Here is a 19,947-nt window from a genome sequence, read left to right on the forward strand (position 1 = left end):
GAAATCGTCGGGACACGGTCACGACCGCAGCCAGGGCACACCTGTGCCCTGGTGACGGTGGCTGCTTTTGTAGAACTAGGCGACCAGATCCGGTCTGTTCCCCGGAATCGGCTTACGGAACAAGTCCACACTCGCAGGAGGAATGAACTGCGGCCGACGCTCCTCGGTCATCTCCACTTCCCACTCGGTGTGGTGCATAAACCGATGATGATGACCGCATAGCAGCACGAGATTGTCGATGTCGGTGCCACCGCCGTCCACCCAATGGGTCAGATGATGGGCATCGGCCCAGGCCGGTGGTGTCGAACAGTGGGGGAAGGCGCACCCGCCATCCCGCACCGCGAGGGCTCTGCGTTGCGCGGTGGACGCGGTGCGGCGCGTCTGCCCGTGTGCGAGCGGCACGCCGTGTTCGTCGAGCAGGATCCGTGTGACCTGGCAGTCGCAGGCGAGCATCCGGGCGGCGTCGAGCGACAACGGTCCGGCCCACGGTTCGGTTGCGTATCCCTGTTCTGGGGAGTTCGCGAAGAGTTCTTTGACGGCGGTGTTCTTCGTCAGATCCGTGATCGACGCGGTGACCGTGACGTGCGGTTTCACGCCGCCTTCGACCGGGACGAGCCCGGCGGCTTCGACGAACTGCAGGAGTTGCTCGAACGCATCCGCGTTGCGCTTGGATGCCGGTCGGTCGTCTTTGATGCCGTTCGTTTCGGGCCTCGGTGCGGCCAACGGGGAGAGCAGGTGCCGGAGGCGGGCGCCGGTGACGGCATCGAACTCGCCTTTGATCACCACACGCCCGTGCAGAGTGGTGGAGACGAACAGCTCGTTGCGGGTGGAATCCTCACCGGGTGGTGGACCATCGCCCGTGCCGTAGAGGTGTTCGAGGCGGCGGATCACGGCGCGCACGGTCGCTTTCGTGGCGACCGTCTTGCTGGCGTGGTCGATGAGGATGTCGCGGGCCTTCTCGAACTCGCACGGGTTCATATTCCGTGGGTAGTGCTGGCAGAAGTAGGCGATCTGCCGCGCTTTCTCCGCATCGAGCAGCCCGGATGAGTAGGCGTCGCGGACTTCCGGTTCGAGCCGGAGCAGCTTCGCGAGTGATTCGATGCGATGACATTCACCGAGTTCGAGGTTGGTCGCGGCACACAACCAGTGCGCGGGGCTGCGGTACCCGTGTTCTTTGACGGCGTCGCGTTCGAACAGCGCGATCATCAGATCCACGCGGTGCACCTGCGACGCATGGATTTGGGCGCTGACGGCGAGCGTCTCGGACATCAGCTGCTTGTCATCGAATTTCCAGGTATCCCCACCCATGATCGAATTGTATAGAACATATATTCGACTTACAAGTACTTTTCGAAATCATGTTCGATGCTGGTCACTTCGGTGTTGCGGGGCATGTTCATTCGGGCACGCTGGACCTATGGTGGAACTTGTTTCAGTTGTTCACCGTCTCTTCTCGAGGAGTGCTGAATGCACACACCCCTATGCGACCAGCTCGGCATCGAGTTCCCGATCTTCGCATTCACCCACTGCCGCGACGTCGTCGTCGCCGTGGCCAAGGCCGGTGGCTTCGGCGTTCTCGGCGCTGTCGGCTTCACGCCCGAAGAACTCGAAATCGAACTGAACTGGATCGATGAGCACATCGGTGACCGGCCGTACGGCGTCGACATCGTAATCCCGGGCAAGTACGAGGGTATGGATTCCGACCTGTCCGCCGACGAGCTGACGAAAATGCTGCAGTCGATGGTGCCGCAGGAAACCCTCGAGTTCGCCCGCGGAATCCTCACCGACCACGGTGTCCCCGTACCCAAGGGCGACGACGATAACGCGTTGCAATTGCTCGGCTGGACCGAGGCCACCGCCACGCCGCAGGTCGAGGTGGCACTGCAGCATCCGAAGGTCACGCTCATCGCCAACGCGCTCGGCACTCCGCCTGCCGACATGATCGCGCACATCCACGACTCGGGTCGCAAGGTTGCGGCGCTGTGCGGTTCCCCGTACCAGGCCCGCAAGCACGCGGATGCCGGAGTCGACATCATCATCGCCCAGGGTGGCGAGGGCGGCGGACACTGCGGCGAGGTCGGCTCGATTGTTCTGTGGCCGCAGGTCGTCAAGGAGGTTGCGCCTGTTCCGGTACTGGCTGCCGGTGGCATCGGCAGTGGCGAACAGATCGCCGCTGCGCTGGCGTTGGGCACGCAGGGCGTCTGGTCGGGTTCGCAGTGGCTCATGGTCGAGGAAGCCGAGAATACGGCGGTCCAGCAGGATGCCTACATCAAGGCAGGCAGCCGCGACACCGTGCGTAGCCGCTCGTTCACCGGCAAGCCCTGCCGCATGCTGCGCAACGACTGGACCGAGGCGTGGGAGCAGGAGGAGAACCCCAAGCCTCTCGGTATGCCCTTGCAGTACATGGTCTCCGGCATGGCCGTTGCCGCTACGCACAAGTACCCGGACGAGTCCGTCGATGTCGCTTTCAACCCGGTGGGTCAGGTCGTCGGGCAGTTCACGAAGGTCGAGAAGACCTCCGCGGTCATCGAACGGTGGGTGCAGGAGTACCTCGACGCGACCGGCACACTCGAAAGGTTGAACGACGCCGCGAACGCATAGAACTCCACCCGTGCGTGGTTCTGGTAGCGGGGGCTACCGGAACCACGCACCGGCGGTTATGCCGGTGGTGTCATAAGCTCCCCGAGGTTCGTCGCCGAACCTCCGCCGTCGCGGCACAACTGCACGGTCGCGGCTCGTCGGCCCGGGTACTCGATGCACGGCATGTTCCTGGCTCCCCGCACCGCAATCGGCGAATCCGCCGGCAGCTTGCAATACAGATCCGACGGCGTCTCGGGCACATCGAGTTCCGTCGGTGAACGCCTCTGCTCGGGCGGAAGGAAGCCCTCGATACACGGCGGCGGGTCGTTGTAGGAGTTGACGAAGAACGTGTTCTGCGCCGGATTGTCGGCGTTCGGGAGCGCTGCCGATTGCGTCGACGCCATGATCGAGGGGAACAGCACCAGCATCTGCTCGAGCGACGGCCGGTACACGGCCGCAACCTGTTCGACGGTGATCAGGTTCGCGAGCAGCAGCGGCATCGTCGGCTCCATCTCCTCGAACATCGCCTGCACCTGCCCAGCGGCGGGCGCTGCGACATCGAGCAGCGCGCGAATGTCCGCATCGGAGTCGCGCAGTTGCGCGGTGGTTCCCGCGAGGGCGCTCGCCCATTGCGTGATCGACTCCGATGCCGCGACGTTCGTTTCGAGCAGGGGACCCGCCTGATCGAGCAGCGCCGCGATGGCGTCGGCGCTGTCGGCCCCATCAGCACTGACCGCCGCTGCCGCGTCGATCAGGGTTCGCAGGTCTTCATCCGATTCGCCTACAGCCGTGTAGGTTTCGTCGAGGAGAGTCGCAAGCCGGTCGTTCCCGACGGACTGCAGTGTCTCGTCGAGTTGGTCGAGGGCCCCGGCGATCGGCTCGGGAAGTGACACCTGCGCTGCGGCGACGACGGCGCCGTCGCTCAGGTACGGACCCTCCTCGTTCCCGGGCAGGAACTCGAGGTACTGCTCACCCACCGCCGACATGCTGCGGACCTGTGCCGGTGCATCCATCGGCACGGCAACCCCGGAATCGAGCGAGAGGACGGCTTCGGCCCCGGGCGTGGTCATCGCGACCTCGGTCACCCGCCCTATTTCGAATCCCCGATAGGTGACATTCGCCGACGGATACAGGCCTGCGGCATCGACAAGTTCGACGCGAACCTCGTACCTGCCGACCCCGACAAGCTGCGGCAGATTCACGACCCACAACGCCACCGCCAGCACCGCGGCGATGCCGATCGTGAAGAACACGATCAGCCGGGCACGTAGGGCTGCGGTGGGACTCATCGGGTCTCCTCCTCGGTGGGCGGAACCAGCAGCGATACGAGGTCGGGGATCGGACGGTCCGTCCCGGTCAAGGCCCCCTCGAACGGCGTCCCGAGCAGCAGTGCGTTCTCGAGCGTCGGGAGCGTGAGGTCGAGAATGACCGTGCCGTTTGCATAGTCGCCGCGGACCGCGTTCTTGTAGGTGTCGATCGGGAAGGGGAATGTCAGCAGGTAGCGCAGCGACTCGGTCAGCGAATCGCCCGTGCCCGCGAGCGCCGCGAGTACCGGCTCGAGGTCGCGGAGATTCGCGATGGCGTTGTCGCCGCCGGCTTCGACGACTTCCGTGGCGACACGGCCGAACTGCCCCAGCGAGTCGACGGCACGTGTCAGATCTTCACGCTGCTCGCTCAACACCTCGAGAGTGGGGGCCAGCTGATCGGTAGCGGCCGCCAGCCGCTGGTTGTGCTCGGCGACTTCCGCGGCGAGGGTGTCGACGGATTCGATCGTCCCGATGATCTGTTCCTTCTGACCGTCGAGCCCAGCGAGCACGGTGTCGAGTCGGGTGATCAGTGCCCGCGCCGACTCCTGGCGTCCGTCGAGTGCGGTGTTCAGTTCGCGGCTGATCTCCTGCGCCTGCGCGAGACCGCCGCCGCTGAGGACCAGCGACAGTGACGACAGGGTCTGCTCGGTCGTGGGGAATAATCCTGCCCGGTTGAGCGGAATGATGTCTCCGTCCCCGAGCCGGCCCTGTGGGGCTTCGGCTGTCGGCGCACCGAGCTCGACGTGCGCGGATCCGAGCAGGCTGGTCTGCCCGATCTTCGCAATCGCATTGGCGGGAAGCTCGGTGCCTCCGTCGATCATCACCGTTACTACTGCATGCCCGTCGGCGAGCTGCAGATCGGCGACCCGCCCGACGGTGACGTCGCCGACCCGTACACGCGAATTACGCTCGAGGGTAGTAACGTCCGGCATTTCGATCACAACCGCGTACGCGCCGTCCCCTCGGCCGTGGGTCCCCGGTAACTCCAGGGAGTTCAATCCGCGCCACTCGCACCCCGCGACCAGCACGGTGCACATCAGAGCAAGCGCGATCTTCGACAGTCGTGCGGTCACGGTGCCCCCGGGAGCAGGAGGTCGGCGAGGTCGAGTGGAGCGACCACCGGCGCAGGCGGTGGAGCGACACCTGCTTGCGGCGCAAGATCGGGTTCGGTGTACACCAGCTGATCGGGCAGTGCCCCGACCCCGCGAGTGGGATTGATGCGCACGGGCGGGTAGTCCATCGTGAGCAGTGGCAGGATTGGGCCGAGGTACTGCACGCACAGTTCGGAACCGGTGTGGGCGTCGACCTGCTCCGCGGCGGCAAGGGCCGAGCACACGAACTGGGCCGGATTGGCGAAGTTCGACAGTGCCAGTGCGGACACCACGGTGTTGTGGGCGGGCTGGTAGATGCTCTGCAGGTTCGACAATGCGGTCGGCGCGACATGCAAGACCTGTGCAATGCCGTCGCGCTGCGCTGCGAGTGTCTCGGTGAGCGCGGCGGTGCGATCGAACGTCGTGTCGATGTTCCCGCGGTTGTCACGCACGAAGCGTTCGACGTCGACGAGCACCGTGTCGAGGGTGGCGAGCGCGGCACCCATGTCGTCGCGGTTGTCGTCGAGAGTCTGCGTCACGGATGCGAGATGGGTGTGAAGAGAGACGATCTGGTCGCTGCTGAGCGACAGTGCCTCCACGAACACCTGGAGATTCCCGATGGTGCCGAACATGTCTTCACGTCCGTCCGAGATGGTGCGCAGCGCAGCGGACAACTGCTCGAGGGACGCGCGCATCGCCGGACCCTGCCCCTCGACGTTGGCGGCAGCGGTGTCGAGGACCTCTCCGAGAGGGCCCTGCGGGTCGTCGACGGTCGGCCCGAGTTCGGTGGTCAACCGGGTCAGTTGTTCGGTGATCTCATCCCATTCGACGGGCACAGCCGTGCGCTCGAGCGGGACTACGGCTCCGGGGGTGAGTTCTGGCCCGCCCGTGTACGCGGGTGTGAGCTGCACGAAGCGCGCCGAGACCAGCGTCGGGGCGATGAACGCGGCCTGCGCGTCTGAGGGTATGGGCCGATCGGAGGTGAAGGTGACGAGAACGTGGTTGCCGCGCGGTTCGATATCGGTGACCCGCCCGACCTCGACGCCCATCACCCGCACGTCGTCGCCGACGTACAGGCCGCGACTCGTATCGAATTCGGCGGCGTATTCGACCGACGAACGCCACGGCGCCACCGTGAACGACAGCACCGCGACGATTGCCAGCACAACCAGGGGAACGAGCCAGGTGAGAAGGGGACGTAGACGGGTCATCGTCCACCTCCGACCGGGGCGATACCCGCACCCTCGAGTGCGGCGGTGAGCGCGGGTTCGATGATCTGCGCGGGCAGTAGATTCTGGATGTACGAGTTGAAGAACGGGCCCGATGCCACCGCTTCACCGAGTTCGGTTGCGTACGGGCCGAGCCGTTGGATCGCCAGGGCGATGTCGTCGCGGTTGCGCGTGAGGATGTCGAGCACCGAGTTGACCTTCTGCAGTGTCGGAGCCAGTTGGGCTTCGTTGTCGACGATGAGGTTTCCGATCTCGACCGACAACGCCTGCACGTTGGCGAACAGGGTGTCGAGAGAACTGCGACGGCGGTCGAGTTCGGCGAGAATGCGATCCGCGTCGACTATCAGCGAATCGATTGCGGTACTGCGCTCGGCGAGCACGGTGGTGACTTCTTCGGCGTGCCGGAGTAATTCGCGCAGGGATTCGTCGCGGGAGGCCACCGTGTCGGAGAGCCGCATGACCCCGTCGAGGGCGGCGGCGACGTCGTCGGGGGTGTCGCGCAGGGTGTCCGACAGGACGTCCATGGAGGCGCGCAGTTGTTCGGCGTCGAGTTCTGCTGCGGTCTCGGTGAGATCGCCGAGGGCATCGGTGAGCTGATACGGAGCAGTGGTGTGGTCGACGTCGAGGGTGGTGTCGGGGTCGAGGGTTCCGGGTCCGGCGGGACGCACACGCAGGTGCCGCGCGCCGAGTGCAGTGGCCGTTGCGATCTCGACGGTGGTGTCGGTGCCGAGGACGACGTCGTCGGTGACAGTGAAGGTGACGGCGACGGCGTCGTGGTCGATCTCGATGTCGGTGACCCGCCCGGCGTCCTTGCCGGACACCTGCACAGCGTCGCCGGTGTTCAGTCCGCCGGCGTCGACGAACCTGGCACGGTAGGTGGTGCCGTGGTCGAGGAACGGAAGCGACTGGATACTCAAGGCGCACAACATCAGAGCGATGACTGCAACGGAGCCGACGACGCCGACGCGAACCTGATTCATCTCACGGAATTGAGTCATTGCGGAGCACACCTGCCCGTGGTCTGCCCGAACAGGGGAGAGCTGATGGTGTTCCCGGAGGGATCGCTGACCTTGATGAGCATGCCGCACAGGTAGTAGTTGAAGAATCCGCCGTACGCGCCGAGGCGGGTGAGTGAGGCATACGCCTCGGGAAGTTCGGTGGTCAGTTGCTCGATGGTATCGCTACGCGAGTCGAGTAGTGTTGCCAAGTTTCCTGTTTCGCTGATCGTCCCCGCCAGTGGGGCACGAGCCTCGGCGAGGAGCGCGGCCACCTCAGCGCCGGCGGCGTCGATATGGACGACGGAGTCGGCGAGCAGTGTGCTGTCCCGAGCGAGACCGGACGCGATTTGGTGTGCGCGCTCGAGGGCGGTGTCGAACGTGTCGCGGTGGGCGGCAAGGTTTGCCAGCACCGAGTCGAGGTTCGCGATCACCTGGCCGACGAGAGCATCGCGGTCGGCGATGCTCGAAGTGACCGACGCCGCGTGTACGAGAATCGATTCCACAGATCCGCCCTGGCCCTGTAGCACGGAACAGGCCGGTGAACGCATCGAGCGACAGCGCGTAGAAGCCGCCGAGTGCGCGCGCAATATTTCGCGGCACCGTGTTTCGGGTAATCGAAACCATCGGTGTTTTCGCCTCCCCCCACGGATCAGGCTCTCGAACCAGGGTTCCGAGAAACCATACCTCAGGGTATGTGAGGCGACAAGCGTCAGCGGCGATGCCGCTGCCCATAAGGAAACCTATGCGGACACGGAGGGATCCTGGTCGAGGAGCTGTGCGAGTTCTGCTGTCAACAGGCGGAATTCACTTTCGGCCTTCTCCCGCACCCAGACGGGGTCCGTGCAGTGCCATCGTTCGGCGGAGAGTGTGCGCGTGAGAATCTTGAACGTTGCCGTGTGGGGAAGGCTGCGGGCGACCCTGACGAACGTCGGGAGCTGTTTCGGCCCGAGATCCGCTCGAGTATCGAGGAATTCGGCAAAGGCAGCCGGATCGAACTCGTCATCGACAGCGGGGACCACCGCGATCATCACCCGGTCGCCCACGAAGCGGTCGGGCACGGCGTACACCGACACCTGCGCGAACCCTGGGTACCGTGACAGTACCCGTTCGATGGGTGCAGCACCGAGGTTCTCACCGTCCACGCGTAGCCATCCCGAACTGCGACCCGCAAAGTACACGAACCCCTCGGCGTCACGGTATGCGAGATCGCCACTGTGGTAGCGGCCGTTCCTCAGCCGCTCGGCATCGGCCTCGGGGTTCTTGTAGTACCCCGCGAACGCACCTGCGCCATCCGAGTTGACCAGCTCCCCGGTAGCCTCGTCGGCATTGACGATTCGCCCGTCGTCGTCGAACACTGCCGGCGGACACGGCAGCCCGGTTTCGGTATCGAGGATCTCGATGCCATCGGGAAGCAGTCCCAGCGACCCGGCGGGCCTGCCGACGGTTGCGCGGATCGCGATTCCGCCCTCGGTGGAACCGAATCCGTCCACGACGGTCGCGTCGAATCGACGGCCGAATTCCGCGACCGCGGGCGCACTGCCCTCGTTGCCGTACATGATGCGTAGTGGATTGTCGGCGTCATCGGGTCGTTCGGGTGTGGCGACGACGTAGGACAGCGGCTTTCCCACGTAGTTCGCGTATGTGACTCCGAATTTCCGCAGGTCGGGCAGGAACCCGGACGCGGAGAACCGTCGACGCAACGCGATTCCGCTCCGAGCGCCCAACGCCACGCCCCAGCCTGCCATCATGGCGTTCGAATGGAACATCGGCATCGAGAGATAGACCGTGTCGGCCGGCCCCAGGCCGAACCTCCCGGCCAGCATCGTCCCGGGATCGGTGATCTTCGCGTGCGTGCATCGCACGGCCTTCGGGTCTCCGCTGGTGCCGGAAGTGAAGATCAACATGAAGAGATCGTCGGGCGCGATGTCGTCGACGACCTGATCGGAGCCCTCGTACGGGGCGATCGCGGCGTGCCACTCGTCGGAATCGATGTCGATCACCCGCACACCGGGAAGATCGAGTCCGGTGAGAAGTCCGATGTGTGCGGTCTCGGTGAACACCACCTGACAATCCGCAAGCAGGATGTCGCGGGCGAGCGCCTCACCCCGCCGAGTGGTGTTCAGGCCGGCAACCACGGACCCCGAGAACGCCGCTGCCCCGAGCAGCAGCGAGAACTCCGGCACGTTGTCGAGCAGCACGCCGAAATGGCGCGGACGCGACGGATCGAGCGTCTCGCGCAGCATCGCTGCTCGATCGTGGGAAAGTGCGACGTGCGCCCTCCACGAGACGAAGGCATCCTCGAACCACATTCCGCGGTCGTCGACCTCGGCCAGTCGGCCGAGGAGGGCGGTAACGGTGTCGGGCATGGTGCTTACCTCCGGGCGTCAGGCAGGCGCGTCGGCGAGTTCCCGGCCGAGTGCACGCAACTGTGTCGTGGCGGATCCCAGCAGGAATTCGTGCTGTTTCGCAACGAGGAAGTACCGGTGAACGGGATGATCCTCGTCGAGCCCGACCCCACCGTGGACGTGTACGACGGTGTGTGCGACCCGGTGCCCCGCGTCGGCGGCCCAGAATGCCGCGGTGCGTAGGGCGGTGGTGTAGGGCGCGTGCTGCTCGGCGTCATGGAGGTCGCTCTGAGCAATCCGGTAGGCGGCCTGCCACAACGTCAGCCGAACGCCTCTGACGTCGATGTACGCGTCGGCCAGGCGTTGAGCGACGGCCTGGAAACTTCCGATGGGACGGTCGAACTGGACACGCTCGCGGGCGTAGTCGGCGGTGAGTTCGAGCGCCCGGTCCAACGCTCCACACTGGTAGGCAGCCGACCCGAGGAGGAACCGGTCGCGCAACCGGGCCGCGACGGTGGCACCGTCCGAGCCGAGAATGCGATCCGGTCCGAGTGCGACCCCGTCCAGCGTCACGATGCCCGTGGATCCGAAACTCGTGGTCTGCTGTGGAGTGACGCTCACGCCGGGATCGTCGGCGCGCACCAGGAACACCGCGACCCCGTCGTCCGTGGTGGCGGGCACGAGGAAGCCGTCGGCGACAGGTGCGGTGTCGACCACGATCTTGGTGCCGTTCAGTATGTGACCGGAACCTGATGCGGTGGCCGAGGTAGTGGGGTGGAGCGGATCGTCGTTGACCTCTTCGACCAGTGCGGCCGTCAGAACTTTCTCGCCGGTCCCCGCGGGCTCACCCCACTCCTGTCGCTGTGACTCCGACCCGAATTCCGCTATCGCGGAGGCGGAGACGACGACCGACGTGAGATAGGGGACCGCCGCAGCGCCGCGTCCGAGTTCGATGAGAACAGCGGCCTGTTCGAGAGGGCCGAATCCGTCGCCGCCGACCGAATTCGGCAGTGCGGCGCCGAGCACGCCCGACGACGCAAGTGCATCCCACAGGACGTGATCGGTGCGGTCGTCTGCGGCATCGAGGTTGCGCTGGTGTTCGTCTGTGACGATGCCGGTGACGATGGTGCGCGTGAGTTCCGAGAGGTCCTGCTGCGCTTCGGTGAGAGTGAAATCCACGGTGGACGTCCTTTCTAGCGCTTGGAAGGCGGCATGCCGAGTGCGGTCATCGCGATGATGTCGCGCTGCACTTCGTTGGTGCCGCCGCCGAAGGTGAGGATCAGCGAACTGCGATGCATCCGCTCGATACGTCCGCGCAGCAGTGCGCCGGGAGAGTTCTGCCGCACTGTCGCCGCGGGGCCGAGAATCTCCATGAGCAGGCGATACGCCTCGGTGGCGAACTCCGTTCCGAAGACCTTGTTGGCCGAGGCAGGCGCGGGTCCGAGCGGACCGGTGCCGGAAGCGATGTCCCAGTTCATGAGCTGGAGGTACTCGGCCTTGGCGTGCACCCGTGCCAGGTTGACCTGAACCCATTCCTGGTCGATCACCCGCCGTCCGTCCGGAAGCTGCGTCTGCTGGGCCCAGGCCCGGACTTCGCGCAGCGCACTGAGGATGGGCCCGGCGGAGGTCAGGGCGACCCGCTCGTGATTGAGCTGGTTGGTGATCAGTGCCCAGCCACCGTTCTCCTCTCCGACGAGTGCGGAGGCCGGGACCCGGACATCCTGATAGTAGGTGGCGCTCGTGTCGGGCCCCGCCATGGTGTGCACCGGTGTGTACGAGAATCCCTCGGCGTCGGTGGGGACGATGAGGATGCTTATTCCCTTGTGCTTCTTTGCATCAGGATCGGTGCGGACCGCGAGCCAGACGTAGTCGGCGTAGGCGATCAGACTCGTCCACATCTTCTGGCCGTTGATCACCCACTCGTCGCCGTCGCGCACGGCACTGGTGCGCAGCGACGCAAGATCGGTGCCCGCTTCCGGCTCGGAGTATCCGATGGAGAAGTGGAGTTCACCGGCGGAGATACGCGGGAGGAAGTACGCCTTCTGTTCGTCGGTGCCGTAGTGCATGATCGTCGGCGCGACCGAGTCGATGGTCAGGAATGGAACGGGCGCTCCTGCGATGGCAGCTTCGTCGCTGAAGATCAGCTGATCCATCGCGGGACGGTTCTGGCCACCGAATTCCTCCGGCCAGCCGAGCGTGAGCCATCCGTCCTTTCCCATCTGCTGGACGACCTCGCGGTATACGTTGCCCGAGCCGTACTCGCCGGTGGTGGCGGCAAGCGCCTCGCGTCGTTCCTCCGTCATCAGGTCGGCGAAGTATCCGCGCAGTTCCGCGCGCAGCCGTTGCTGCTCGGGGGTGTAGTTGATGTCCACGAACGCTCCTTCGTCGTCATCGGATCCGACGAATCATTGCACAGAATTGTAACGCGTTCTAGTGTGAGTTCGAATGACTCGTACGGCGAGGAAATGAGGTCCGGAAAATGGATGTCGAGGTCGACTTCGACCGCTGTGAGGCCAATGGAGTGTGCGTGGGTATCGCACCCGAGGTCTTCGATCTGAACGACGACGACGAACTGATCGTTGTGCACCCCACTCCCGCGGGGAGTGAGGATCTCGTTCGTGACGCAATCGCGCAGTGCCCGCGCGCGGCGCTGTCCGAGGTCCGGTAGCGCTGGAACACCTCACCGGGTCTTGCCACAGACAGGAACAAGTTCTAGATTTCGGGGCGGCTTCGGATCACCGGGGTGGACCACGGGCGAGGGCATTTCGCATGTCGGCCCGATTTCGCAAGGGAGTACGTGAATGAGTGCTGTCGGCAACGGTCGCGACGAGAATGTGTCGCTCGAGGGCAAAGTTGCGGTCGTCACCGGAGCCGGCGCAGGGCTCGGACGCGCAGAGGCGCTCGGTCTCGCCCGCGCCGGCGCGAGGGTGGTCATCAACGATCTTGCTCCCGGTGACGCGGTGGACGACACGCTCGCGCAGATCCGGGCGCTGGGAGTCGACGCGGAGTTCGTGCCCGGCAGCGTCGCCGAACGGGAGACTGCCGATGCGATGGTCGCCACCGCTGTGGATCGATTCGGCGGCCTCGACATCGTCGTCAACAATGCCGGTGTCGTCCGAGACCGGATGCTTCCGAACATGTCGGACGAGGAATGGGACACGGTCGTCTCGGTGCACCTGCGCGGTCATTTCCTCTTGTGCCGCAATGCCGCCGCCTACTGGCGCGGCAAGTCGAAAGAGGTCGGCGGCCCGGTGTACGCACGGATCGTGAACACCTCGTCCGAAGCTGGGCTTCTCGGCCCCGAAGGTCAGGCCAACTACGGTGCGGCGAAGGCGGGGATCACTTCGCTCACCGTGTCGGCGGCACGGGGGCTGTCGCGGTACGGTGTCCGCGCCAACGCGATCTGCCCCCGCGCTCGCACCGCGATGACCGAAGCGGTATTCGGCGGCGCACCCGACGGGGAGATCGATCCTCTTTCTCCCGACCATGTCGCATCTCTCGTGTCTTATCTCGCCTCGCCCGCGGCGGAGGAGATCAACGGCCAGGTTTTCATCGTCTACGGCCCGATGGTTGCGCTGATGGCGCCGCCGACCGTCGAGCAACGCTTCGACGCGGTCGGGCAGTGGACTCCCGCTGCGCTCGCGTCCGAACTCGGTGGGTACTTCTCCGACCGTGATCCGGCCAGAACGTTCTCCGCGTCTGCGGCTCTCGATCTGTGATTCACCTCTAAGCTTTGCAGGAGGACCGACTCGGACGTTCGTCCGGATCGGGTTTCCTGCAACTGGCGGTGTCGGTTACTGTGCGATCCGGATGTTGTTGCGTGGCGACGTCTGGATACCGGCGTCCGAAAGCGTGTCCTTGCGGATGCCGAAAACAGAATGAGAATCTGTTCTAATTTTTGCTGGCGGACGCCGACGAATTCGCTGTCGTGACCGAACGGATCTGCAAATAAAAGAGGTTCCTCTCGCGCTCGAATACCCGATGAAATCCCAGCGTAAACCGCGTTATGTCGGCCGAATCCTCTCGGCTCGACCGTACTTTCCGACTGTGACACAGCCCCTCCGAGCCGCGGAAGCGATGCATCTTTGACACGTGAACACGTTCTAGTTAATATGACGCGGGTCACAGCAGTACTGCTGCTGTGGTGTGGTGCGAGCGAATCAGCGAACGAAGGGGGAGTGCGGTGGTAGACCTCTTCGAAGTTCCTCTTCGCGCCGTCGGTGGTCTGTTCGCCATGACGGGCGAGACCGCGCGTGCCGCGTTCGTCCGTCCGTTTCAGCGACGCGAATTCATCGACCAGGCATGGTTTGTCGCCAGGGTCTCCCTGATGCCGACCATCCTCGTCGCGGTTCCGTTCACCGTGCTCGTCAGCTTCACGCTGAACATCCTGCTGAGGGAGATCGGTGCGGCCGACCTCAGCGGTGCGGGAGCCGCACTGGGTGCCGTCACCCAGGTCGGCCCCATGGTCACCGTGCTCATCGTCGCCGGCGCAGGAGCCACCGCGATCTGCGCCGATCTGGCCGCGCGCACCATTCGCGAGGAGATCGACGCGATGAAGGTGCTCGGTATCAATCCGATCCAGCGTCTCGTCGTACCGCGCGTTCTCGCGTCCACGGTGGTCGCGCTACTGCTCAACGGGCTTGTCTGCACCATCGGCATCCTCGGTGGTTTCGGATTCTCGGTCTTCTTCCAAGGCGTGAACCCGGGCGCCTTCGTCAACGGCATCACACTGCTCACCGGATTCGGGGAACTCATGATCTCCCAGGTCAAGGCCGGGCTGTTCGGCATGATCGCCGGACTCGTCGCCTCATACCTCGGTCTGAATGTGCGAGGCGGCGCCAAGAGCGTCGGCGACGCTGTCAACCAGACGGTCGTATTCGCCTTCATGGCGCTCTTCGTCGTCAACCTCCTCGTCACCGCGGTCGGCATCAAGCTCACGGGCGGATGAGGGGGATACACGATGGCATTGATGACAGGTCGGTTCCCCAGAGCTGCGCGACGACTCGGTAACACGTCGAAGTCGATCGACAAGGTCGGCGAACAAGCGCTCTTCTTCGCTCGCGCTCTCGGCACCATGCCGCGCGCGGTGATGCACTATCCGAAGGAGACCGTGCGGTTGATCGCGGAGATCAGCATGGGCACAGGCGCCCTCGCGGTGATCGGCGGAACCGTGGTGATCGTCGGCTTCCTGACCTTGTTCACCGGCGGCATCATCGCCGTGCAGGGATTCAGCTCGCTCGGCAATATCGGCGTCGAGGCGCTCACGGGCTTCTTCGCAGCGTTCATCAACGTGCGAATCGCTGCCCCGACAATTGCCGGCATCGGTCTCGCGGCGACGATCGGAGCCGGCTCCACGGCGCAGCTCGGCGCGATGCGTGTCTCCGAAGAGATCGACGCGCTGGAGACCATGGCGATCCCGTCGATCCCCTACCTCGTCTCGACCCGCGTGATGGCGGGGATGATCTCGATCATCCCGCTGTACTCGCTCGCGGTCATCGCGTCGTTCATCGCCAGCCGGTTTGCAACCGTCGTGCTCTACGGGCAGTCGGCGGGCGTGTACGACCACTATTTCTCGACCTTTCTCATCCCGACCGACATCCTGTGGTCGTTCGTGCAGGCCATAGTGATGGCGGTCGCGGTGATGCTCATCCACACCTACTACGGTTTCAACGCGAGTGGAGGGCCGGTCGGTGTCGGCGTGGCCGTCGGAAACGCGGTGCGGGCCTCGTTGATCGCGGTCGTGACGGTGACCCTCCTGATCTCCCTTGCGGTGTACGGCACCTCCGGCAACTTCAATCTGTCGGGATAGGGCGCGCATGGAAACCGCTTCGTGGAAGAAGAAACTTGCCGCCGCCGGAATGGTCGGCGGACTGGCAGTGGTCATCGTCGTGGCATTGACATTGTTCGTCGGTGGATTCACCTCCACCACACCCATCACCGTCACCTCGGCGCGCTCCGGTCTGGTGATGGAAACCGATGCCAAGGTGAAACTGCGCGGCGTCGAGGTGGGCAGGGTCGCCTCGATCGAGCACAGCCCGAACGGGGCCGTCCTCGAACTCGCGATGCAGCCGGGCCAGATGGATCTCATTCCGTCGAACGCAAAGGTCGCGATCGAATCGACCACTGTGTTCGGTGCCAAGTTCGTCAACATCATCGTGCCGGACGATCCGTCGTCCACTCCGTTGGAGGAGGGCGCGGTGATCGCGGCCGACAGCGTGACCGTCGAGTTCAACACCGTTTTCGAGCACCTGTCCGATGTCCTGGCGCAGATCCAGCCCGAGAAGCTCAACGCGACCCTCGGCGCATTGTCCGAAGCGCTGTCCGGGCGCGGCGACGACCTCGGCGCGACCCTCGTCGCCGCAGACGAATACCTCGTCGAGATGAATCCTTCTTTGCCGCAATTGGAATACGATCTCGAGGTCGGCGCGGATGTCGCACAACTGTATGCTGATGTGGCTCCGGATCTGATGACCACCATCGGCAATGCGACCGATGTGGGCAACACCGTCGTCGACGAGCAGGAGCAGCTCGATCTGCTGCTGATGAATCTCACCGGGCTCGCAAATACCGGGCGGGACGTTCTGGGGGAGAACGAGTCCCAGCTCACCACCGCGCTCGATGTCCTGACGGATACGACCACACTGCTCGGTGAGTACTCGCCCGAACTCACCTGTTTCATCGTCGGACTCAACGACGCCCGTGTCGCATTCGAGCCGATGGCGGGCACCGGGAAGTACCCGGCCCTGATGCTCAGCACCAGCTTCATGGGTGGTGCCACCCCTTACAACCAGGAGGAGGATCTGCCTGTGGTCGGTGCGTCGGGCGGTCCCAACTGCCACGGTCTGCCGAATTTCGATCCGGTCCGCGACGGCAATGCATCGTTCCTGGTGACCGATACAGGGACCGTCCCGTACAAGCCTGCCACCGAAGCGTGGATCCGGTACCCGACGATCTTCGGGTTCCTGTTCGGCGACTACCTTCCGGCAGGGCAGTGACCATGAGGGAATCCACGGTCAAGTTCTCGATTTTCGCGCTGGTCATGGTGCTCGTGTTCGCGGGGCTCGCGGTGGTGTTCAGTCAGGCGCGTTTCACCGGAACGGAGGACTACCACGCCACGTTCACCGACGTATCGGGACTCGAAACCGGCGACAAGGTGCGAATCGCGGGGGTCCAGGTCGGGTCGGTCACGGGAGTCGACATCGGAGACGGCAACCACGCCGAAGTGGACTTCGATGTCGATTCCCACCAGACACTTTTCGCCAGTACCCGTGCGACCGTGCGCTACGAGAATCTGGTCGGCGACCGCTACCTCGAACTTCTCGAGGGGCCGGGCAGCATCGACATTCTCGGGGCAGGCGGCAGTATTCCTGTCGAGCAGACCGAGCCTGCCCTCGATCTCGACCTTCTGCTCGGGGGATTCAAACCCCTGCTCAAAGGGCTCGACTCGAAACAGGTGAACGATCTGTCGGGTGCGTTGCTGCAGGTCTTCCAGGGGCAGGGCGACGCATTGGTCTCGTTGCTCGGCTCCACGAATTCGTTCACCAACTCGATTGCGGACCGCGATCAATTGATAGGGGACGTGATCGACAATCTCAATGGCGTCCTCGGGACGATCGACGACCACGATCGTGAGTTCACCGAGACGATCGATCAGTTGCATGCCTTGGTCGGTGGACTCGCAGAAGACAAGGATCCGATCGGCGCCGCCATCCCGCAGATCGCCGCAGGCACCGCAGATCTCGCATCGCTGCTGCAGAACACGCGTCCCGACCTGCAGTCGGTGATCGCGCAAACGAACCGCACCATGACGCAACTGGACCTCGGAGAGGACGACATCAACGCCACCCTCGAACGGCTGCCGTCGGACTACAAGAAGCTCATCCGCGTCGGTGCGTACGGAAACTTCTTCCAATTCTTCCTGTGTGCCAACACCTTCAAGCTGTCGGGGCCGGACGGAACGACCATCCGATACACGACCGCTGCACAGACGACCGGAAGGTGTGCAAAACTCGAATGAGTGGAATCCGAGAACCCGACACACTCCGGATCGGCGCTGTCGGTCTTGCAGTGTCCGTCGCGATCGTGGTTGCGGGACTGCAGTACGACCAACTGCAGTTTCTTTCCGGTGGACTGACCTACTCGGCGCGGTTCGCAGATGCAGGTGGCCTCATTCCCGGTGACGACGTCACCCTTTCCGGAGTAGACGTCGGGTCCGTGACCGACGTCGCCCTCGACGGGGATGCCGTGCTCGTGACTTTCTCCGTCCGCGACGGCATCGCTCTCGGCGACGGTACCGGGGCCGATATCAAGACCAACACGGTGCTGGGCGCCAAATCCCTCGCCGTCCGCCCGGGTGGGCAAGGCGTGATGCGTCCGGGGACGGTGATCGCCCTCGACCGCACCAACTCGCCGTACTCGCTGACCGACGCACTCGGTGACCTCACGACGACCACGTCGGAGCTCGACACCGAACAGATCAACGAATCGCTCGAAGCGTTGTCGGATACGTTGCAGGACACACCACCCGAGATCCGCGGTGCCCTCGAAGGAATGACCCGGCTGTCGCAGTCGATCAACGCGCGCGACGAATCCCTGTCGCAACTGCTCGAACGTGCCGAGGACGTCACCGGCATCCTGGCCGAGCGCAGCGATCAGGTCAACGAACTGATCGTCGACGCCAACTCACTGTTCGGCGAACTGAGCCTGCGACGCGATGCCATCACCGAACTCATCGCGAATATCTCGGCAGTGTCGCGGGAATTGACCGGTCTCGTCCAGGACAACCAGGCGCAGATGGGCCCGACGCTAGAGGTGCTCAACAGGGTCACCGAGAATTTGCAGGCCAACAAGGACAACATCGCCGGTGCGCTCGACGGGCTCGGCCCTTACATCAGTGCTCTCGGCGAATCCGTCGCGAGCGGGCCGTTCTTCAATGCCTATGTGTCGAACATTCTCCCGGCGCCGTGGTGGAAGGCCATCGTGGACAGTCAACTGGCACCCGACCTGCTGCCGCAGGATCTGCAGGACGTGATCCCCAAGGAACCGCCGTCGATCAAGAGGGATGGCGAATGAACGCGCACACCACACCCACCGAGAACGCGGGCCGAAGCCGCCCGGCATGGCTGCTGCCTGCGATTGCAGGCATCGTGATCGTCGCGCTCGTGGCGGTTGGTCTCACAGTGTTCCTCGGTCTGGGTAAACGTACGATCCATGCCGAATTCCTTTCCACAAGTGGGCTGTACGAGGGCGACGACGTGAGGGTGCTGGGTGTGTCGGTCGGGAAGATCACCGACATCGAACCCGGCGACGAGGTGGTGCGCGTGAGTATGCAGGTCGACGACTCGGTCGATGTTCCCGCCGACGCCAAGGCCGTGATCATCGCCCAGAGTCTCGTGTCGGCGCGCTTCGTCCAGCTCACACCGGTCTACACCGGTGGAGACGAGATCGCCGACGATGCAACCATTCCGGTGGAGCGCACCGCATCTCCCGTGGAATGGGACGAGATCAAAGCAGAGTTGATGCGACTGTCGGAAGCGCTCGGCCCGGAAGAACTCGATCCGCAGGGCTCTCTCGGCCGGTTCATCGACACCGCCGCGGAGAATCTCGACGGAAACGGCGCGACCATCAACAGCACACTTCGGGAACTGTCCGATACCATGCACACCCTGTCGGAAGGCCGAACAGATCTGTTCGGCACCGTCCGCAACCTGCAGACCTTCGTGTCGGTGCTCTCTCAGAGCAACGAGCAGATCGTGCAGTTCGGCGGTCGATTGGCATCCGTGTCGAATGTGCTGGCCGAAAGCTCCGACCAGCTGGGCGTCTCGCTCACCGATCTGAATGTGGCGGTCGGAGATGTGCAGCGATTCGTGCAGGACAACCGCGCGGGCCTGACCGAATCGGTGCAGCGACTTGCTGACGCCACAGAAGTGCTCGCCCGCAAGCGTCCCGAAATCGAACGTGTGCTGCATTCCGGCCCGACCGCCCTGTCGAACTTCTACAACATCTACAAGCCGGCGCAGGGTTCGCTCACCGGTGCTCTCGCGATCAACAACGCTGCCAACCCGATCGAGTGGATGTGTGGATCCGTTGGTGCCGCTGCGAATGCGACGTCCGAGCGCAGTGAGGAACTGTGCCGACAGCAACTCGGTCCTGTCCTGTCGTCGATCCAGGCCAATTACCTCCCGGTGCTGGCCAATCCACTGGCCGGTGTCCAAGCGTTCCCCGACCAGATCGAGTACTCCGAACCGGGGCTCGAAGAGGCGTCTGCCGGGCGAGGAACCGCTCCGGAGCAGCCCGCGATGCCGGCGTCGCCGCTCGACGGGCTGATTCAGGGGATGCCCGGCGTCAGCGTTCCGGGCGACCTGGGGTCGCTGCTACAGCCGGGAGGCGGACGGTGA

The 19,947-nt window shown here is 64.3% G+C and carries 18 protein-coding genes; 9 read left to right on the top strand and 9 right to left on the bottom strand.

Annotated features, from left to right (window positions below; translation table 11 throughout):
- Nucleotides 1-75 precede the first annotated feature (75 nt).
- Nucleotides 76-1,308, bottom strand: a complete 1,233-nt coding sequence (locus tag ACTDXD_RS14485; RefSeq protein ID WP_440123032.1) for a DUF222 domain-containing protein — start codon at nucleotides 1,306-1,308, stop codon at nucleotides 76-78.
- A 159-nt stretch (nucleotides 1,309-1,467) separates the two neighbouring features.
- Between ACTDXD_RS14485 and ACTDXD_RS14490 the strand changes: the two genes are divergently transcribed.
- A complete protein-coding gene (locus ACTDXD_RS14490; protein WP_440123033.1) occupies nucleotides 1,468-2,601 on the top strand; it encodes a nitronate monooxygenase in 1,134 nt (377 codons plus the stop codon).
- Between the two features lie 56 nt (nucleotides 2,602-2,657).
- Here ACTDXD_RS14490 and ACTDXD_RS14495 read toward each other — a convergent pair whose 3' ends face one another.
- The 8 genes from ACTDXD_RS14495 to ACTDXD_RS14530 all read right to left on the bottom strand — a co-directional run bounded on the left by ACTDXD_RS14495 (nucleotide 2,658) and on the right by ACTDXD_RS14530 (nucleotide 11,922).
- Nucleotides 2,658-3,869 carry an MCE family protein gene (locus tag ACTDXD_RS14495; RefSeq protein WP_440123034.1) on the bottom strand — a complete coding sequence of 404 codons (1,212 nt, stop codon included), beginning with the start codon at nucleotides 3,867-3,869 and terminating at the stop codon, nucleotides 2,658-2,660.
- On the bottom strand, nucleotides 3,866-4,960 hold the full coding sequence (locus tag ACTDXD_RS14500; RefSeq protein ID WP_440123035.1) for an MCE family protein: 1,095 nt from the start codon (nucleotides 4,958-4,960) through the stop codon (nucleotides 3,866-3,868). The genes ACTDXD_RS14495 and ACTDXD_RS14500 overlap by 4 nt, the downstream gene beginning before the upstream one ends.
- Nucleotides 4,957-6,189 carry an MCE family protein gene (locus ACTDXD_RS14505; RefSeq protein WP_440123036.1) on the bottom strand — a complete coding sequence of 411 codons (1,233 nt, stop codon included), beginning with the start codon at nucleotides 6,187-6,189 and terminating at the stop codon, nucleotides 4,957-4,959. Before ACTDXD_RS14505 ends, ACTDXD_RS14500 begins: the two co-directional genes overlap by 4 nt.
- Nucleotides 6,186-7,205 carry an MCE family protein gene (locus ACTDXD_RS14510; RefSeq protein WP_440123037.1) on the bottom strand — a complete coding sequence of 340 codons (1,020 nt, stop codon included), beginning with the start codon at nucleotides 7,203-7,205 and terminating at the stop codon, nucleotides 6,186-6,188. The genes ACTDXD_RS14505 and ACTDXD_RS14510 overlap by 4 nt, the downstream gene beginning before the upstream one ends.
- On the bottom strand, nucleotides 7,202-7,708 hold the full coding sequence (locus ACTDXD_RS14515; RefSeq protein WP_440123038.1) for an MCE family protein: 507 nt from the start codon (nucleotides 7,706-7,708) through the stop codon (nucleotides 7,202-7,204). The genes ACTDXD_RS14510 and ACTDXD_RS14515 overlap by 4 nt, the downstream gene beginning before the upstream one ends.
- Nucleotides 7,709-7,945: 237 nt before the next feature.
- Nucleotides 7,946-9,571, bottom strand: a complete 1,626-nt coding sequence (locus ACTDXD_RS14520; RefSeq protein ID WP_440123039.1) for a long-chain-fatty-acid--CoA ligase — start codon at nucleotides 9,569-9,571, stop codon at nucleotides 7,946-7,948.
- An 18-nt stretch (nucleotides 9,572-9,589) separates the two neighbouring features.
- Nucleotides 9,590-10,729, bottom strand: coding sequence for an acyl-CoA dehydrogenase family protein (locus ACTDXD_RS14525; protein WP_440123040.1), 1,140 nt, complete (start codon nucleotides 10,727-10,729; stop codon nucleotides 9,590-9,592).
- A 14-nt stretch (nucleotides 10,730-10,743) separates the two neighbouring features.
- Nucleotides 10,744-11,922 carry an acyl-CoA dehydrogenase family protein gene (locus ACTDXD_RS14530; RefSeq protein ID WP_440123041.1) on the bottom strand — a complete coding sequence of 393 codons (1,179 nt, stop codon included), beginning with the start codon at nucleotides 11,920-11,922 and terminating at the stop codon, nucleotides 10,744-10,746.
- A gap of 107 nt (nucleotides 11,923-12,029) precedes the next feature.
- Here ACTDXD_RS14530 and ACTDXD_RS14535 point away from each other — a divergent pair, with 107 nt between their 5' ends.
- From ACTDXD_RS14535 to ACTDXD_RS14570, 8 genes are all read left to right on the top strand, one after another.
- Nucleotides 12,030-12,218, top strand: coding sequence for a ferredoxin (locus ACTDXD_RS14535; RefSeq protein WP_054714149.1), 189 nt, complete (start codon nucleotides 12,030-12,032; stop codon nucleotides 12,216-12,218).
- Nucleotides 12,219-12,351: 133 nt separating this feature from the next.
- Complete coding sequence (locus ACTDXD_RS14540) at nucleotides 12,352-13,269, top strand: 3-oxoacyl-ACP reductase (protein ID WP_440123042.1); 918 nt, start codon at nucleotides 12,352-12,354, stop codon at nucleotides 13,267-13,269.
- Nucleotides 13,270-13,733: 464 nt separating this feature from the next.
- A complete protein-coding gene (locus ACTDXD_RS14545) occupies nucleotides 13,734-14,498 on the top strand; it encodes an MlaE family ABC transporter permease (protein ID WP_440123043.1) in 765 nt (254 codons plus the stop codon).
- Nucleotides 14,499-14,510: 12 nt separating this feature from the next.
- Entirely contained in the window at nucleotides 14,511-15,359 is an 849-nt protein-coding gene (locus ACTDXD_RS14550; protein WP_440123044.1) for an MlaE family ABC transporter permease, read from the top strand.
- A 7-nt stretch (nucleotides 15,360-15,366) separates the two neighbouring features.
- Entirely contained in the window at nucleotides 15,367-16,545 is a 1,179-nt protein-coding gene (locus tag ACTDXD_RS14555; RefSeq protein WP_440123045.1) for an MCE family protein, read from the top strand.
- A 2-nt stretch (nucleotides 16,546-16,547) separates the two neighbouring features.
- Entirely contained in the window at nucleotides 16,548-17,567 is a 1,020-nt protein-coding gene (locus ACTDXD_RS14560) for an MCE family protein (protein WP_440123046.1), read from the top strand.
- Nucleotides 17,564-18,622 carry an MCE family protein gene (locus ACTDXD_RS14565; protein WP_440123047.1) on the top strand — a complete coding sequence of 353 codons (1,059 nt, stop codon included), beginning with the start codon at nucleotides 17,564-17,566 and terminating at the stop codon, nucleotides 18,620-18,622. Before ACTDXD_RS14560 ends, ACTDXD_RS14565 begins: the two co-directional genes overlap by 4 nt.
- Nucleotides 18,619-19,947 carry an MCE family protein gene (locus ACTDXD_RS14570; protein WP_440123048.1) on the top strand — a complete coding sequence of 443 codons (1,329 nt, stop codon included), beginning with the start codon at nucleotides 18,619-18,621 and terminating at the stop codon, nucleotides 19,945-19,947. Before ACTDXD_RS14565 ends, ACTDXD_RS14570 begins: the two co-directional genes overlap by 4 nt.

The sequence above is a fragment of the Rhodococcus sp. SJ-3 genome, assembly GCF_051918125.1.
Taxonomy (GTDB): Bacteria; Actinomycetota; Actinomycetes; order Mycobacteriales; family Mycobacteriaceae; genus Rhodococcus.

Bases quoted from the DNA above. Each gene is read 5' to 3' on its own strand.
- ACTDXD_RS14485 (WP_440123032.1), bottom strand. From the start codon at position 1,308: ATGGGTGGGGATACCTGGAAATTCGATGACAAGCAGCTGATGTCCGAG.
- ACTDXD_RS14490 (WP_440123033.1), top strand. From the start codon at position 1,468: ATGCACACACCCCTATGCGACCAGCTCGGCATCGAGTTCCCGATCTTC.
- ACTDXD_RS14495 (WP_440123034.1), bottom strand. From the start codon at position 3,869: ATGAGTCCCACCGCAGCCCTACGTGCCCGGCTGATCGTGTTCTTCACG.
- ACTDXD_RS14505 (WP_440123036.1), bottom strand. From the start codon at position 6,189: ATGACCCGTCTACGTCCCCTTCTCACCTGGCTCGTTCCCCTGGTTGTG.
- ACTDXD_RS14510 (WP_440123037.1), bottom strand. From the start codon at position 7,205: ATGACTCAATTCCGTGAGATGAATCAGGTTCGCGTCGGCGTCGTCGGC.
- ACTDXD_RS14520 (WP_440123039.1), bottom strand. From the start codon at position 9,571: ATGCCCGACACCGTTACCGCCCTCCTCGGCCGACTGGCCGAGGTCGAC.
- ACTDXD_RS14535 (WP_054714149.1), top strand. From the start codon at position 12,030: ATGGATGTCGAGGTCGACTTCGACCGCTGTGAGGCCAATGGAGTGTGC.
- ACTDXD_RS14540 (WP_440123042.1), top strand. From the start codon at position 12,352: ATGAGTGCTGTCGGCAACGGTCGCGACGAGAATGTGTCGCTCGAGGGC.
- ACTDXD_RS14550 (WP_440123044.1), top strand. From the start codon at position 14,511: ATGGCATTGATGACAGGTCGGTTCCCCAGAGCTGCGCGACGACTCGGT.
- ACTDXD_RS14555 (WP_440123045.1), top strand. From the start codon at position 15,367: ATGGAAACCGCTTCGTGGAAGAAGAAACTTGCCGCCGCCGGAATGGTC.
- ACTDXD_RS14560 (WP_440123046.1), top strand. From the start codon at position 16,548: ATGAGGGAATCCACGGTCAAGTTCTCGATTTTCGCGCTGGTCATGGTG.
- ACTDXD_RS14565 (WP_440123047.1), top strand. From the start codon at position 17,564: ATGAGTGGAATCCGAGAACCCGACACACTCCGGATCGGCGCTGTCGGT.
- ACTDXD_RS14570 (WP_440123048.1), top strand. From the start codon at position 18,619: ATGAACGCGCACACCACACCCACCGAGAACGCGGGCCGAAGCCGCCCG.